This window comes from Kitasatospora sp. NPDC086801, from assembly GCF_044745805.1.
GTDB lineage: Bacteria > Actinomycetota > Actinomycetes > Streptomycetales > Streptomycetaceae > Kitasatospora.
In genome coordinates, this window is record NZ_JBIVAX010000002.1 from 90,798 (window position 1) to 106,431 (window position 15,634).

General features: G+C 77.1%; 13 protein-coding genes. 12 read left to right on the forward strand and 1 reads right to left on the reverse strand.

Annotated features, from left to right (window positions below; translation table 11 throughout):
• The first annotated feature begins 7 nt into the window (after positions 1–7).
• The 7 genes from ACIPLC_RS03760 to ACIPLC_RS03790 all read left to right on the forward strand — a co-directional run bounded on the left by ACIPLC_RS03760 (position 8) and on the right by ACIPLC_RS03790 (position 9,590).
• A complete protein-coding gene (locus tag ACIPLC_RS03760) occupies positions 8–3,220 on the forward strand; it encodes a lanthionine synthetase LanC family protein (RefSeq protein WP_400470772.1) in 3,213 nt (1,070 codons plus the stop codon).
• Between the two features lie 2 nt (positions 3,221–3,222).
• Complete coding sequence (locus ACIPLC_RS03765) at positions 3,223–4,503, forward strand: hypothetical protein (protein WP_400470774.1); 1,281 nt, start codon at positions 3,223–3,225, stop codon at positions 4,501–4,503.
• Positions 4,386–5,207, forward strand: coding sequence for an alpha/beta hydrolase family protein (locus tag ACIPLC_RS03770; RefSeq protein WP_400470776.1), 822 nt, complete (start codon positions 4,386–4,388; stop codon positions 5,205–5,207). Before ACIPLC_RS03765 ends, ACIPLC_RS03770 begins: the two co-directional genes overlap by 118 nt.
• Positions 5,208–5,460: 253 nt before the next feature.
• Positions 5,461–5,604 carry a VenA family class IV lanthipeptide gene (locus ACIPLC_RS03775; RefSeq protein WP_400470778.1) on the forward strand — a complete coding sequence of 48 codons (144 nt, stop codon included), beginning with the start codon at positions 5,461–5,463 and terminating at the stop codon, positions 5,602–5,604.
• Positions 5,605–5,749: 145 nt separating this feature from the next.
• Positions 5,750–7,432, forward strand: coding sequence for an ATP-binding cassette domain-containing protein (locus ACIPLC_RS03780; RefSeq protein ID WP_400470780.1), 1,683 nt, complete (start codon positions 5,750–5,752; stop codon positions 7,430–7,432).
• A 485-nt stretch (positions 7,433–7,917) separates the two neighbouring features.
• Positions 7,918–9,249, forward strand: a complete 1,332-nt coding sequence (locus tag ACIPLC_RS03785) for a hypothetical protein (protein ID WP_400470782.1) — start codon at positions 7,918–7,920, stop codon at positions 9,247–9,249.
• Positions 9,250–9,416: 167 nt separating this feature from the next.
• A complete protein-coding gene (locus ACIPLC_RS03790; RefSeq protein WP_400470784.1) occupies positions 9,417–9,590 on the forward strand; it encodes a hypothetical protein in 174 nt (57 codons plus the stop codon).
• Positions 9,591–9,695: 105 nt separating this feature from the next.
• Here the strand turns inward: ACIPLC_RS03790 and ACIPLC_RS03795 are convergent, their stop codons facing one another.
• On the reverse strand, positions 9,696–10,787 hold the full coding sequence (locus ACIPLC_RS03795) for an alcohol dehydrogenase catalytic domain-containing protein (RefSeq protein ID WP_400470786.1): 1,092 nt from the start codon (positions 10,785–10,787) through the stop codon (positions 9,696–9,698).
• 258 nt (positions 10,788–11,045) lie between these two features.
• Between ACIPLC_RS03795 and ACIPLC_RS03800 the strand changes: the two genes are divergently transcribed.
• The 5 genes from ACIPLC_RS03800 (at position 11,046) to ACIPLC_RS03820 (ending at position 15,500) form a co-directional block, all read left to right on the forward strand.
• Positions 11,046–11,168: a hypothetical protein gene (locus ACIPLC_RS03800; RefSeq protein ID WP_400470788.1), complete on the forward strand. Its 123-nt coding sequence runs from the start codon at positions 11,046–11,048 to the stop codon at positions 11,166–11,168.
• A gap of 118 nt (positions 11,169–11,286) precedes the next feature.
• The gene (locus ACIPLC_RS03805; protein WP_400470790.1) at positions 11,287–11,943 is read left to right on the forward strand and encodes a class I SAM-dependent methyltransferase; all 657 of its coding nucleotides are present in this window, start codon (positions 11,287–11,289) and stop codon (positions 11,941–11,943) included.
• Between the two features lie 199 nt (positions 11,944–12,142).
• On the forward strand, positions 12,143–13,366 hold the full coding sequence (locus ACIPLC_RS03810; protein ID WP_400470792.1) for a hypothetical protein: 1,224 nt from the start codon (positions 12,143–12,145) through the stop codon (positions 13,364–13,366).
• Positions 13,367–13,373: 7 nt separating this feature from the next.
• Entirely contained in the window at positions 13,374–14,378 is a 1,005-nt protein-coding gene (locus ACIPLC_RS03815; protein WP_400470794.1) for an N-acetylmuramoyl-L-alanine amidase, read from the forward strand.
• A gap of 195 nt (positions 14,379–14,573) precedes the next feature.
• Complete coding sequence (locus tag ACIPLC_RS03820) at positions 14,574–15,500, forward strand: hypothetical protein (RefSeq protein ID WP_400470796.1); 927 nt, start codon at positions 14,574–14,576, stop codon at positions 15,498–15,500.
• Positions 15,501–15,634 lie beyond the last annotated feature (134 nt).

Genomic DNA, 15,634 nt, shown 5'->3' on the forward strand with positions numbered 1-15,634 from the left:
GTGGCGAATGGAGGCGGGCACATCGCTGCGTACGGCCGGGGGCGGGGAATCGGCGGGCCACGGGCCGGATGCGGCCGGACCGTGGCCGGAGACGACGCGGGCGGCGCTGGCGGAAGCCGGCGGCCGGGGAGGCGGCGGCGACTGGGAGGTCACCGCCGAGGGCTTCTGGTGCACGGCCAGGCCGCCCGCGTCGGATCCACTACCGGGGCAGGGCTGGAAGCTCCACGTCAGCGCGGCCTCGGCGGTGGGCGAAGCGGTGCTCGCGGCCGTCGCACGGGTCCTCGCCGACGACCCGTGCCCGTTCAAGTTCGCCACCGGGGAGGAGCGGCTGAGCGAACTCAACTCCCGCAACAGTGACCGTGGTTCGGCTGGCAAGTTCATCACCGTCTACCCGGCCGACGACGCCCAGTTCCGGCGGCTGGCCGCCGGACTCGACCGGGCCACCGCCGGGCTGCCCGGGCCCGTCGTGCTCTCCGACCGCCCCTACCGGCCCGGCAGCCGGGTCCACTACCGGTTCGGCGCCTTCGCGGCCCGCGCCGAACTCGGCCACGACGGCGAGTACCGGTCCGTCCTGCACGGACCGGACGGCGAACGGGCCGAAGACGTGCGCGGCGCCTCCTACCGGGCGCCGTCCTGGGCCCGGGACCCGCTGGAGGCCGGTGCGGCCCGGCGGGGGGCGAAGCGCGGCGCAGGCGTGCTGCTCGCCGAGCGGTACGCGATCACCGCCGCCCTACGGCACAGCACCAAGGGCGGAGTCTTCCTCGGCCGGGAGGCCGCGAGCGGCGCCGAGGTCGTGGTCAAGCAGGCCCGCGCACACATCGAGGTCGACCGGGCCGGCACCGACGCCCGCGACGCCCTGCGGCACGAGGCCGCCCTGCTGGCCCGGCTGGACGGGCAGGGCCTCGCGCCCCACCCGATCGAACTGATCGAACGGGACGACTCCGTCTTCCTCGTGCAGGAACGAATCGCCGGACAGCCCCTCGGCGCCTGGGTCGCCGCCCGACTGCGGCGCGACGGCAGCCCCGACGTCGACTGGGCCGAAGCCGGACCGGTCGCGCACGCCCTCCTCGACCTCGTCGAGCAGGTGCACGCCCAAGGACTCGTCCTGCGCGACCTCTCCCCCGGCAACGTGATGGTCCGCCCCGACGGCCGCCTCCGGCTCGTCGACCTCGAACTCGCCGCCGAAACCGGCCGCCCCGCCGGATCCGCCGGCACCCCCGGCTACCGCGCCCCCGAACAGGGGCCCGGCCGGCTCACCCTCGTCCACGACGGCACCTGCGTCGCCGACCCGGCCGTCGACCTGTACGCCCTCGGCGGCCTGCTCTTCCTCCTCGCCACCGGCCACGACCCGCTGCTCCCGGACGACCTCCCGCAGGCCCGCCCGGTCACCGAACGCCTCGGCCGCTGGCTCACCCTCGCCGCCCGCACCGGCAGCACCGCCCGCCGCCTCACCCCCGCCGTCCTCGGCCTCCGGGCCGAACAGCCGGGGCAACGCTGGAGCCTGGCCCAGGTCCGGGCGGAACTCGCGGGCGGAGCCGCTGCGGGCGCCCGGCGCAGCGGAGACACGCACCCGGACCCGGCCGACGGCGGCGGAACCCCTGGTGCCGTGCACGGCCACGACACCATCGCCGCCGTCACTCCCCTGTGGCAGGCACCGAACCGGCGGAACACGCACACCGGGCGCCCCGACGGCCCGCATGCCGCCGGCCCGACCGGCGCCGCCGCACCCCCGCAGCGAGCCGCCGACAGCAGCGCCGCGCCCGCCGGGGCCGGTGCCATCCGGGCCGCCGCCGCTCCGCCGTGGCGCGCCGCGGCCCACCGGGCCACGCCCGCCGAGCACTCCGGCGACGCCCACGGCGGCCGTTCCGCGACCGCCGCGACCACCACGGCCGGCGGTCTGCGGGCCGCCGTCCGGCCCGACGGCGCCGCCCCGGACGCCGCCACCCACGGCGCGTCGGCCGACCTCCTCGACCGGGTGCTGTGCGACGGGCTGCGGCAGTTGGCCGTCACGGCCACGCCGCGACGGCGGGACCGGCTGTGGCCGGTCGTGCCCGCCGGGGAGCGGACGGATCCGTGCAATGTGCAGCACGGCGCCGCCGGGGTGCTGGCGGTGCTGGCGCGGGCGGTGGCGGCGGAGGGCCTGCCGGGCGGGGTGCGCGCGGAGGCCGCGCGGACGGCCCGGACGGCCGCCGGGTGGATCGAACGGCGCCTGGCCGCCGAGCCGGTGGTGCTGCCCGGGCTGCACTTCGGGCGGTCGGGGACGGCCTGGGCGCTGTTGGACGCCGCCCGGGCGCTGGGCGACGAGGGGCTGGCCGTTCGGGCCGCCGCGCTCGCCCGGCGGATCCCCGTCGAGTGGCCCAACCCCGATGTCTGCCACGGCGCGGCCGGCTCCGGGTTCACCCAACTCCGCTTTGCCGCCGAAGGCTTCACCGCCGAAGCCGCCGGTGACCCGGCCTTCCTCGACCGCGCCGCCCGCTGCGGCCGCGCCCTGCTCGCCGCCGCCCGCCGCGAGCCGTACGGGCGGGTGTGGCCGGTACCGGCGGACTTCGACTCGGCGCTCGCCGGGATCACCCATCTCGGCTTCGCGCACGGTGTGGCCGGCGTGGGCGCCTTCCTGCTGGCCGCCGCCGAGGCGACCGGTGACCGCGAGCTGCTCGCCGGCGCCGTCGAGGCCGGGCACACGCTCGCCGCGACCGTCCGCTGGGACGCGCCGCGCGAGAGCGCCTGGTGGCCCCAGAGCGCGGGCGATCCGGACCGCGTCCGGCTGTCGCACTGGTGCAGCGGCTCGTCCGGCGCGGGCGGTTTCCTGCTGCGCCTCTGGCTGGCCACCGGCGACGCCACCGCGTACGGACTGGCGCTGGCCGCCGGGCGGGCCGCGCTGGCCGGGCGCTGGCACGGCGGGGTGAGCGCCTGTCACGGGCTGGCCGGTGACGGCGAGTACCTGCTCGACCTCGCCGAGTTCACCGCCGAGCCGGAATTCCGCTCCGGTGCCGAGGAGTTGGCGCAGCTGATCGCCGCCCGGTCGGCGCTGCGGGACGGCCTGCTGGTGCTGCCGGACGAGACCGGAGCGGGGTGCGCGGCCGGCTACGGCACCGGCACGGCGGGCGCGTTGGCCTTCCTGCTGCGGTTGCGGCACGGCGGCCCCCGGCTCTGGATGGACCCGGCGCCGCCCGCCGTGCGCCGGCTCCAAGGCGCGGCAAGCGGGGTGAGCGGAGCATGAATGTGGCCACCCGGACCGTCGCGCAGGCGCTGCGCCGACTGAGCTTCACCTTCGCCGCCGACGGCAGTCACGCCGCCTGCCTCGCCTCGGCCGCCGACGGCGGCTGGTACGTGGAGAGTTGGCGGCTGCCGCCGAACGGCGGGCCGGCCACCCCGCTGGCGCTGCCGCTGCCCGGCAACCGGTCGGAGAGCCTGCGTTCGCAGCTGGTCGCTCTGCCGGACGGCTCGGTGCTGGTCTGCCGGCACGACGGCGAACGGCACGACCTTGTCCGCCTCTCGTACGGCGAAAACGCCGCCGTGGAGCAGCAGTTGGCCACGATCCGGATGCCCGGGCTGCGGCTACTGCCGGTCCCGGCGCCTCCCGGGGCCGGCCCGCGGACGCCGGTGGCGCTCGCCCTCGGGACGGACACCCGCCCGGCGACCACCGCCTGGCTGGTGCGGACGGACGGCAGCGAACCCGAACAGGTCGCCGAGATCCCGGGGCTGCACGGCGGCGGCGCGTGGCTGGACCACCCCGGGGCGCTGCTGGCGCTGGACCGGGTGAACGCGGGGCTCGTCCGCACCGTGGTGCTGGACCTGCGCAGCGGCGCGACCACCCCGCTGCTGGAGATCGGCGAGCGCAGCAACGACCGGCTGGTGCTGTTCGACCCGGACAGCCGGTTCGCGATGGTGCGCAGCGACGCGCCGGGCACCGACCGGCTCGGCTGGGGCGTGCTGGGCGGCGGCGAACCGCTGCGGTTCCCGGAGTGCCTGCACGTCGCGGGCATGTTCCTGCGGCCGGTCGCGCTGCGGCGGACGGCGGACGGACCGCAGGTGGCGGTGCAGGTCGACCACGGCGCCGGCTCCGCGCTCGCCCTGTGGCGGGCCGCCGTCGGCACGCTGGACCCACTGCCGGTGCCGCCCGGTCGGCTCGGCGCGGTCGGGCACTGGGGCGAGGCGGCGCTGCGGCTTCCGTACTCCGCGCCCGACCACCCGGCGGCGCTGGCCGCCCTGGACGTCGACGCGCTGCTGGCGCACGGCCCTGCGACGGCCGGGTCCGGCCCGATGCCGCTGCCGCTGCAACTGGCGCCGCTGGGCTCCGGCCTGCCCGGTCCGTGGCGGGACACCGTGCCGCCCTGGCAGCCGGGCGGCCGCGCGTCCCCCGCACCCAGCCTCCAGGTTGGCGGGTGGACGGCAGCACCGCGCCCGGGGACGGCGGCCGCTGGCAGCCCGCGCAGAGCCTCGAACTCGCCGGCCCGGCCGGGCCGCTGGAGGCCGTGGTGTACGGCGGGGACGCCTGGCTGAGCAGCCCGCACCTGGTGCTGGCGCTGCACGGGGGCCCGGCGGACGCCTGGCGGCTGGAGTTCGACCCGGCCCTTCAGCGGATGGCCGCCGAGGGCCTGGCCGTGATCGCGCCGAACCAACGCGGCTCCACCGGCTACGGGGTGGCGCACGCGATGGCCATCCGGGGCGCCTGGGGCGGGCCCGACCTGGACGACGTCCTGTACCTGCTGGACGGCATCGCCGGCCAGCGCGCGGCACTCGGGCTGGAGCCGCCGGCCCTGTTCGGGGTCAGCTACGGCGCGTTCCTGGCGCTGCTGGCGGCCGCGCACGCGCCGGCCGAGCAGGTGTCCCGCTGCGCGGTGGTCGCGCCGTTCCTGTCCGGCGCCCGACTGCTGGCCGAAGCAGCCGCCCCCGTACGGGCGTTGACCACCCGACTGGCCGGCGACGAGCTGATCGTCGACGCCCGCGGCCCGCGCGACGTCCTGCAACTGGCGCACCGGCTGAGCGCTCCGCTGCTGGTGGTGCACGGCAACCGGGACGAGGTCGTACCGGTGAGCCAGTCTCGTTCACTGCGGCACGAGTTGCTGCGGATCGGCCGGGTCGAGGGCGCGGACTTCCGGTACGTCGAGGCGGCCGGTTCCGGCCACGAGGTGCTCGCCGAGGAGGGCGCGGCCGTGCTGCACGAACTGCTGGCCGCGTTCCTGCGGACCGGCCGACCGGGCTGATCCGAGCCCCGGCACGTCGACACCTCGGCGCGTCGGCACATCGACACCTCGGCACCTCGATGCCTCGGCGCGTCGGCACATCGACACCTCGATGCCTCGACACCTCGATGCCTCGATGCCTCAACACACAGACTCCCGGGCCCGACGCGGCCCGGGGCACCACCCCGGTGCGGCGGACCGAGCCGCCCGGGGGCGACACCCGATGCCCGCAGGCAGATCGCGGCGGGCGTAGTTCCAGGGGAGGAACCCGATCATGGAGAACATGGTGGACTTCGAGACCGACCTCGCGGCGCTGCAGGACCTGCCGGAGACCGAGTCCGTCGAGCTGACCGGCCACGGCGCCGGCTGTCAGTACACCTGTCTCGTCCTCACCTGTCTGATCTTCACCAACAGCTGATCCAGGCGGTGAGCCGTGGGTGCCGCCCCGCCTGTCCGGACAGGCGGGGCGGCACCGTCCGTTTCCCCTTTCCCGCTTCCCCTGCCCTGCCCTGCCCTGCCTTGCCCTGCCCCGACCGACTCAACGTTCCGACGGGAGCACCGACTTGCCCCGCCGTCCCACCGGCTGGACCCTCGCGCTCGGCCTCGCCCTGCCGGTCGAGGCCGCCACCACGCTCGCCCTGCCCGCCGTGCTCGCCGCAGCCGTCGACGCCTCCCTCGGCCACCGGCCCGGGCCCGGCGCCTTCGTGCGGCTCGCCCTCGTCCTGGGCGTGGCCGCCGCCGCCGACGCCACCGCCGCCGCGGCCGGTCCGGCCTGCTCCGCCGAAGCCACCGCCGCCCTGCGCGGACGCCTCGTTCGCCACCTGCTCGCCCTCGGGCCCGGCGGCCGGCTCCGCCACGGACCACCGCCCGGCGACCTCGCCGCCCGCCTCCTGGGCTCCGCCGGCGACGCGGGCGGCCGGCTGCCCGCCGTCCTCGGCGCGGCCACCGCGCTGCTCACCTCGGCCGGCGCGATTCTCGGGCTCGGGCTGCTGTCGCCGTGGCTGGCGCTCGCCTTCTTCGCGGGCGTCATCCCCGGCGTGGTGCTGATCCGGCTCTTCCTGCGCGAGGCCGGGCCGGTGTTCGCCCGCTACCAGGAAGTCCAGGCCGACCTCGCCGCCCGGCTCAGCGGCGCCCTCACCGGACTGCGCAGCATCCACGCCGCCGGTGCCGAACAGCGCGAGGCGGCACGGGTGTTGGCGCCACTGCCGAAACTGTCGGCCGCCGGGCACGCGCTCTGGGCGGCGCAGCGGCGCACCGCCTGGCAGGCCACCCTGCTGATCGCGGCGGTCGAGGTCGCGGTGCTCGCCACCGCCGGGACGCTCCTCGCCGACGGCACCCTGGCCCCCGGGGCGCTCGCCGCCGCGGCCGGCTGGGCGGCACTCGGCGCGGGACTCTTCGAGCAGGTCGAGGCGCTGGTCGCAGTGGCGCACGCCCGCGCCGGGCAGGCCCGGGCCGACGAACTGCTGGCCGTCCGACCGGCCGCACCCGGCCGGGCGGCCCTCCCCGCAGGCGGCTACGGGGAGGTCGTCCTGCGCGGCGTGGTGGTGCGCGACGGCGACCGGGTGCTGCTCGGCCCGCTCGACCTGACCGTCCCCGGCGGCCGCACGGTCGCGCTGGTGGGGCGCTCCGGCTCCGGCAAGTCCCTGCTGGCCGCGCTGCCCGGGCGGCTGCGCGACCCGGACGAGGGCACCGTACTGATCGACGGCGTCCCGGTGGACGCGCTGGCCCCGTCCGAACTGCGCCACGCGGTCGGCTACGCCTTCACCCGACCCGCCCTGATCGGCCGTACGGTCCGCGACGCGCTGGCCGGCGCCGGCCCCGCCGAGGCAGCGGCCGCCCGCGCGGACGGCTTCCTGCAACGGCTCCCCCGAGGCTGGGACACCCCGCTCGACGAACTCCGGCTCTCCGGCGGCGAACTGCAACGCCTCGGCCTGACCAGGCTCCTGGCCCAGCCCGCCCGGGTCGTCGTCCTCGACGACGCCGCCTCGGGCCTGGACCTCGCCACCTCGGGCCTGGACCTCGCCACCGAGTACCTGGTCACCGAGGCCCTCGACCGCGCCACCCTCGGCCGCACCCGCCTGGTGGTCGCCCACCGCGCCGGCGTCGCCGCCCGCGCCGACCTCGTCGCCTGGCTCGACGCCGGCCGCCTCCGCGCCCTCGCCCTCGCCCCGCACGCCACCCTCCTCGCCGACCCCGACTACCGCGCCGCCCTGTCCGACACCACCCTCCGAACGGCCACCGCCTGATGGCCCGCCACCGCACCCCACCCGACGGCGGCACAGGAAGTCGGCCCGATCGACTTCCCACGCAACCACCCACCCCGGCCACACCCCCACCCCCACCCCCGGCCCCACCCCCGGCCGCCGTTCCTCCGGCATCGCCCGGCACGGGAAGTCGACGACGCCGACTTCCCGTACCACGGCGCGCGTCAGCAGACGCCCCGCACCGACAGGACAGCCGCCCCGAAGACCCGCCCCTCCAGCACCACGTCGGCGGAGGCGAGTCCTCCTCCCCAGGAAGTCGACGACGCCGACTTCCCCCACCTCAGCCGACCGCCCCGGTCACCCGCCAGGCCGACGCGAACCCATCCCGCAACCCGGAAAGTCGACGGCATCGACGCCTCACGCCACAGCCCCCGGCGGCCGGGGCCCCGCGCCGGGCCGGCGCGGGCCGACTGCTCGGTACGGGAAGTCGACGACGCCGACTTCCCGCGTTCGCCTCCCCCGGGTGGGTGCTGCTGCTCCGGCAGCTTGCCGTCACGCGCGGGCCGCTGCTTCGGCTGCTCGGGTGGTCCGGGGTGGAGGCGTTGCCGCCGTTGCTGTCCGGGCTGCTCGTCTCGGCCGCCGTCGACCAGGGGTTCCTGGCCGGGCGGCCGGGGGCCGGGGTGGCCTGGCTGGCCGGGTTCGGCGCGGCGATGGCCTTCCGGGCGTATGCGGCGCGGGCCGGGTTCCCGTACCTGGCGGCGGTGGTGGAGCCGTTGCGGGACGCCCTGGTCGAGCGGGTGGTCCACAGTGCGCTCGCCCGGCCGTCGGCGGATCCGGCCGAGGTCGCCCGGCTCACCGAACAGGTGGAGTCCGCGCGGCAGTTGACCGCCACCCTGCTGCGCACCCTGCGCGGCGTCGGGGTCACCCTGGCCGCCGCCCTGGTCGGCCTGGCGCTGCTGGCGCCCGCCGTCCTGCCGCTGGTCCTGCTGCCGCTGCTCGCCGCCGGGTTCCTCTTCGCCCGCCTGCTGCGCCCGCTGGTGGCGCGGCGGAGGACGGTCGTGCTCGCCGAGGAGCGACTGGCCGCCGAGGCGGGGCGGGCGCTGCGCGGGTTGCGCGACGTGCAGGCCACCGGCACCCGGGAGCAGGTCGCCGAGGCGCTGACCAGGGCCGCCCGGGCGAGCGCCGCCGCCTCCCGCGCCCTGGGCCGGGCCTCGGCCCTGCGCGCGCTGGTCGTGGCTCTCGGCGGCCGGCTGCCCGTCCTGGCCGTCCTCGCCGCCGCGCCGCGGCTGCTCGCCCGCGAGGCCCTGACCCCCGGCGAACTGCTCGGCGTCGCGACCTATCTGCTTCAGCAACTCGACCCGTCGGTGCGGACGTTGGCGGGCACGGTCGGAGGCTGGCTGCTCAACCTCGCCGTCGTCCTGGACCGCCTGGCGGCCACCACGATCAACCCTCCGGCGGACACCGCCCCCAGCGCGCTGCCGGGGAGAGCCCCGGGGCAGGAGCCGGAGGTCCGGGTCAGCGAGTTGAGGTACCGGCACAGCAGGGCCGGGGCGGCGGTGCTGGAGGGGCTGGAAGTCGGGTTCGGGGCCGGGGAGCATGTGGCCGTGGTGCTGGACGAGGCGACCTGTCACCTGGACGCGCGCGCGGAGGACCGGATCGAGCGGGCGTTCGCGGCCCGGCCCGGGACTCTCGTCGTGGTCGCGCACCGGATCAGTTCGGCCCTGCGCGCGGACCGGGTGCTGCTGCTGGACGGCGGGCGGGGGGTGCTCGCCCGGCACGGCGATCTACAGGTGCTGTCCCCGCTGTACCGCGAGTTGGTGGGTCACTGGCTGGGTTCGACGGCGGGGCGCGCGTCATGATCTCGATAGGATCTCGTCCGTTCCGGCCGTTATGGTGGCCGGGGCACGGGCCGCGATCACCGGCTGTGGCGCGTACCGAGCGCCCGATCGGGGACCCGACCGCGCGCCGCCAAGCGCCGGCCGGGCGCCGATGACCTGCACCCTCCGCACGGAAAAGACGATTTCTGATGTCCGACACCCTCACCGACACCACCGGACCCACGGCCAACGGGACCGGCGCCGACGAGAGCACCGCCGGGGACACCTCGTCGCACGGCCGGCACCGGGGCCGGTCCGCCGCCGACGACAAGCCCGAGGCCGACCCGCACGGGCGGCACCGCGCCGCGGCGGACCAGGGCTGAGCACACCCGCACCGCGAGGGCCCGTCGGGGGGGGGCACCCCGGCGGGCCTTCGCCGCGTTCAGGGGGAACCCCGGACCCAGCGCCCCGGCGTCAGAGCCCCGGCCTCAGAGCCCCGGCGTCACGACCGTCCGCAGCGCCTCGCCACTGCGCATCTGGGCGATCGCCTCGTTGACGTCCGACAGGGCGACGCGGTGGCTGATCATGCCGTCGAGGTCGATCCGCCCCGCCCGCCACAGGTCGACGACCAGGGCGATGGTGCGGTCCACCGGCGCCCCGCCGTAGAGCGAGGGCAGCAGGCGCTTCTCGTTGAAGAACAGTTCGCCCATGGTGAACTGCGCGAGGTCGTCCTGCGCGCCGGCGCCGATCACCACGACCGCGCCGCCGCGCCGGGCCGCGTCGTAGCCGGCCCGGACGGTGGCGGCCCGGCCGACGGCTTCGAAGACGTAGTCGAAGCCGCCGCCGGACACGCTCTTCGCCGTCGCCTTGAGCTCCTCGGGGGCGATCGCCTCGGTCGCGCCGAAGGCCAGTGCCCGCTCGCGGCGTGAGACGACCGGGTCGACGACGGTGATCCGGGCGGCGCCGCAGACCCGGGCGCCCTGCACGGCGGCGACCCCGACCCCGCCGGCGCCGATCACCGCGACGGAGGCGCCGGGTTCGACCCGGGCGGTGTTGACGGCGGCGCCGACGCCCGTGGTCACCCCGCAGCCGATCAGCGCGGCGGCCTCGTACGGCAGGTCGGCGGGCACCTTGATGACGGCGTCCGCGGCGACCACGACTTCCTCGGCGAACGCCCCGGTGCCGTAGAACCCGGAGGCCTCGACCACCGCGCCGCCGTCCTCGAAGCGGAAGCCGGGCGCGCCGAGCCGCCGCAGGCTGGCGATGCACAGGTGGCCCCGGCCCCGCTCGCAGTGTGCGCAGCGGCCGCAGGGTGCCATCCAGCAGAGCACCACGCGGTCGCCGGGGGCGAGGCCGGCCACGCCTTCGCCGACCTCGACGACCTCCCCGGCGCCCTCGTGCCCGGGGACGAACGGCGCGGGCTGCGGCAGGACGCCGCTCATCGCGGAGAGGTCGGAGTGGCAGAGGCTGGCGGCGCGCATCCGGACCCGTACGGTGCCCGGCCCGAAGCCGACGGCCGTCACGTCCTCCCGGACGTCGAGGGTGTCCTGGCCGGTCTCGTGCAGGACGGCTGCGCGCATGGGGCTGCTCCCGGTGTGCCTCGTGTGCTCGGTTTCCGCGGTCCGGCCCGATTCTGGCACGGGCGGCACGACCCGACTGGAACACGTTCCAGAACGGCCGGGAACGATCGGCGGAAAGCCGCTGTCCCGCCACGACCCCCTCTGCCATGATCACCGGCGTGCCAACCCCAACCCCCGCGCCCACGTCCATACCCGACGCCACCGCGCCCGCACCCGCCGCCGACGCCACCGCACCCGCCGACCCATCTGCGGATCGCCTTGGTCGACCGAGCCCCGGCCGCACCCGGTGCCGTCACCACCACCGCCGCCGAGGCCGCCGCCGTGGCCGCCGAGCTCGGGCCGCACCGCGCCCGGGTCGCCCGCGCCCTGCTCAAGGACTGATCCCCGCCCGGGCTCCGGGGGCTGACCGCCGCCGCCCTGGCGACGCCAGCGGCCCTACCGTCGAGTAGGGTCCGGGGCGAACGCGTTCGCGCACGTCCCGAGCCCGAGGAGCACCGTCATGTCCGACCTGCTGGAGAGCGTCCACCCGGCGGCCGAGGTGCTGGCGGCGTTCGAGGCGGCCACCGGGTTCATGCCGGTGGACGAGGGGCTGGCGCTGTACGCGGCGGCGGTGACGGCGGCGCGGCGCACCGGGCTGCCGGTGCTGGAGATCGGCACCTACTGCGGCCGTTCGGCGGTGCTGCTGGCGGCGGCGGCCCGGGAGGCCGGGACGACCGCGCTGACGGTGGACCACCACCGCGGCTCGGAGGAGCAGCAGCCCGGCTGGGAGTACCACGACCCGACGCTGGTGGACCCGGAGGTGGGGCTGATGGACACCCTGCCGCGGTTCCGCCGGACGCTGCACGCCGCCGGGCTGGAGGAGCACGTGGTGGCGCTGGTGGGCCGCTCGCCGCGGATCGCGGCGCTGTGGGGGCGGCCGCTGGGCCTGGTGTTCATCGACGGCGGGCACACCGACGAGCACGCGACCGGTGACTACGAGGGCTGGGCCCCGCACCTGGCGCCGGAGGGGCTGCTGGTGGTGCACGACGTGTTCCCGGACCCGGCGGACGGCGGCCAGGCCCCGTACCGGGTGTACCTGCGGGCGCTGGCCGAGGGCTTCGAGGAGGTCTCGGTGACGGGCTCGCTGCGCGTCCTGCGCCGGGCCGTCGCGCGCTAGCCGGGCGCCGGGCGGGCGCTGACCGAACACCGGCCGGGCCCCTGGGACGAGCCGACCCGCCGCCCGATCCGTCGAGCGCCCCCACAGTCCTGCACGGATGCTCTAACGTCGTGCCGGAGCTGTCGGGCGGGGGTTCGAACGGTACGGTGTCCGCGCAGCACCAGGCAGAGCATCGGCGGACGGTGGGGGCTAGCGGCACATGACGGACCAGCACAACACCGCTCCGGCGGTCTGGGACCCCACCGCGCGCGGCGGCGCGGGCGGCTGGGTGCGCGGCCCGCAGCAACCTGTCGAGCCCACCCCGGCGCAGCCCGGAAGCACACCTCAGGACGGGGCCGCACCGCCCGCCGCGGGCGCGGCCGGGGACCAGGGCCCGCCGCTGGGCGCCCGCCCGTACCTGGCCGCCGCCCCGCAACCGCCGTCCGTGCCGCCGCCCGCGCCGTTCCCCTCCCACGCGTCCGCGCAGACCCCGGGCCCCGGCTACGTGTCCGGCCAGGCCCCCGGCCCCGGCTACGTGTACCCGCCGCCGCAACCGCCCGCCGGCCCGCCGCAGCCCCCGTACGGCCCGGCCGCCGCCCCGTACCCGGGCCAGCCCGGCTACCCCTCCGACTACCCCTCCGACTACCCCTCCGACTACCCCTCCGACTACCCCTCCGACTACCCCTCCGACTACGAGGACCCGGACGACGAGGACCGCCCGGGCAACCGGAAGGCGCCGCTGCTGATCGGCTTCGCGCTGCTCCTGGTGGTGGCGGTCGGCGGCGGCCTGCTGGTGGCCGCCAGGAACAGCGGCGACAAGAAGGACCAGGCCGCGCCCGCCCCGTCCGCCGCCTCCGCGACGTCCACCGGGAACCCGCCGCCCGCCCCGGCGCCCACCGGCACGGACGCCGCGCCGAGCGGTGCCGCCACCGACCCGGCCTCGCCCGCGGGGACGCCCTCCCCGGCCGCGAGCGGTGCCGGGGCCAACGCCAGGACGCAGGCGCAGGCACTGGACGGCCTGCTCACCGAGGGCGAGAGCGCGAAGGCCCCGATCGGCAGCGCGGTCGCCAAGGTGAGCAGCTGCCCGGCGAAGGCCGACATCGAGAGCGCGGCGCAGGTGTTCGACAACGGCGCCAAGCAGCGCGACGAACTGCTCCGCAAGCTCGCCGGGCTGAGCGCCTCCGACGTGCCGGGCGGCGCGGACGCGGTGGCGTCGCTGAAGTCCGCCTGGCAGCTGTCGGCCGACATCGACCGGGCGTACGCGAGCTGGGCGCGGGCGGTCGCCGGCCAGGGCTGCTCGGGCTCGGCCCCGAGCACCGCCGACAAGAAGCGGGCCGACGAGCTCAACCCGCAGGCCACCCAGGCGAAGAAGGACTTCGCGGGCAAGTGGAAGCCGATCGCCGACACGTACGGCCTCACCCCGCGCACCCAGGACAGGATCTGACCCACCCGTGACCGGCCCGAGCTCCCGACCGCCCCGCCGTTCCACCCTGCTGCGCGCCACCACGGCGGTGGGCGCGGCCGTTCCGCTCTGCCTGGCGGGCTGGCTGGGCTGGCAGTCCCTCGGCGGCTCCGCCCCGGTGGGCGGCGCCGCCGCACCGGCCACCACACCGGCCGGAACCGCCGCACCGGGCGTCACCGCACCGGCCGGCACCGCACCGGAAACCACCGCCCCTGCCCCATCGGCAGCCGGCACCCCGGCCCCGACCCAGACCCAGACCCCGATCCAGACCCCGACGCCCCTGGCGACGCCCACCCCGTCGGACACCCCGGCCTCCCCCACCGCACTCACCGGCCGCACCATCGTGCTCGACCCCGGCCACAACCCCGGCAACTCCGCGCACGCCGCCGAGATCAACCGCCAGGTCGACATCGGCAACTCCCGCAAGGAGTGCGACACCACCGGTACCGAGACCAACTCCGGCTACACCGAGGCCGAGTACACCCTGGACGTCTCTCGCCGGGCCCGCGCCATCCTGGCCGCCCGCGGCGCGACGGTGGTGCTGGTCCAGGACGGCGACCGCCCGTGGGGCCCGTGCATCGACGAGCGCGCCCGGGCCGGCGCCGACGCACACGCCGACGTGGCGCTGTCGGTACACGGGGACGGCGGTCCGGCGGGCGGCAGCGGGTTCCACGTGATCCTGCCGGCGAAGGTGGCGGCCGGGAAGGCGGACAACTCGGCGATCGTCGAGCCCTCGCGCCGGCTCGGCCTGCTGCTGCGCGAGCACTTCCGCGCCGCGACCGACGAGCCGTACGCGGACTACATCGCACGCGACGGCCTGGACACCCGCTCCGACCTGGGGGGCCTGAACCTGTCCACGGTGCCGAAGGTGTTCATCGAGTGCGGTAACATGCGCAACCCGGCGGACGCGAAGCGGATGACGGACCCTCAGTGGCGGCAGCGGGCGGCGCAGGGGATCGCCGACGCGCTGACGGCGTATCTGACCACGCGGTAAGGGAGTTGGGCGGGAGCGGCGGGCGGCGTGCGCCCTGCCCGACCCGCGCCGTTCGCAACGACTTCGCCCCATTCCCGGTCCCGCCGTGCACCGGCGGTGCGGTTGGGCCTAGGCTTCTGGTCCGTTCGGGAGTTTCGGCCGGTCAGCCCGACCGCACGAACCGCCGTCCACGACACGTCAACGAGGGGAACGTTAGTGAATCTGCGCGCTCTCACCAGGGGAGACGCCGCCGTCGCCGGCGCGGCCGTCCTGCTCTTCATCGCCTCCTTCCTGCCTTACTGGACGGTGGACTGCACCGGCCGGTACTGCGGCGACACGTCGCAGAACGCGTGGAGCACCCAGCTGTTCCCCATCCTGCCGTCGATCTACCTGCTCGGCATCGCCGCCGCGGTGCTGATCCTGCTGCACCGCTTCCAGGGCGAGGCCGCGGCCGGGCGCCAGGTGCTCGGCCTGCGGCTGGACCAGTGGGGCATCGCCTTCGCCGTCGTCGCGCTGTGGACGGCGCTGTGGTCGCTGGGCGGCGGCCAGTCCGGCGGCAGCTTCGGGCACGGCTTCGGCGCCTGGCTCGGCCTCATCGCGCTGATCGTGCTGGCCGGTGCGGCCGCGGCCGCGCCGCTGGTGCCCGCGCTGAAGGCCCCGCTGGTCACCGAGCGGCCGGCGGCCGTCCCGTACCAGGGCGGCTACCCGGCTCCGGGCCAGCCCGGCCAGCCGGTTCAGCCCGGCCAGTACGGTTACCCGGCCCCGGGCCAGGACCCGAACCAGGCCCCGGCGTACGGCGCCCAGCCCGGTGGCTACGGCTACCCGGCGGCCGGCCAGCCGGTGCAGGCCGGCCAGCCGCAGGACGCGGCCGCTGCGGCCGCCGCTGCCCCGCAGCCGGCCCCGGCCGCGCAGGCGCAGCAGGCCCCGGCGGCCCCTGCGGCCGACTTCGCACCGTTCTGGTTCGCCGTCCCGGCCCCGCGCTCGCTGGCGTCGAAGGACAACCCGGCCGGCGCCCCCGTCGGCGAGCTGGTGCCCGGCACCTGGTACCTGGCGGTCGAGCAGCGCGGCAGCGCGCTGGTCGCCCAGCTCCAGGACGGCACCGTCGGCCTGCTGGCCGACACCTCGGGCATCCAGCGCGGCTGACGCCCCCGGTACGACGGAGGGGCGGGACCGGAGAGATCCGGTCCCGCCCCTTCGCGTTGCCCGTACGGGCTTCAGCAGTCCGGACGGGCTTCAGTCGTTCGTACGAGCCTCAGCAGTCCGGACGAGTCCAGCCG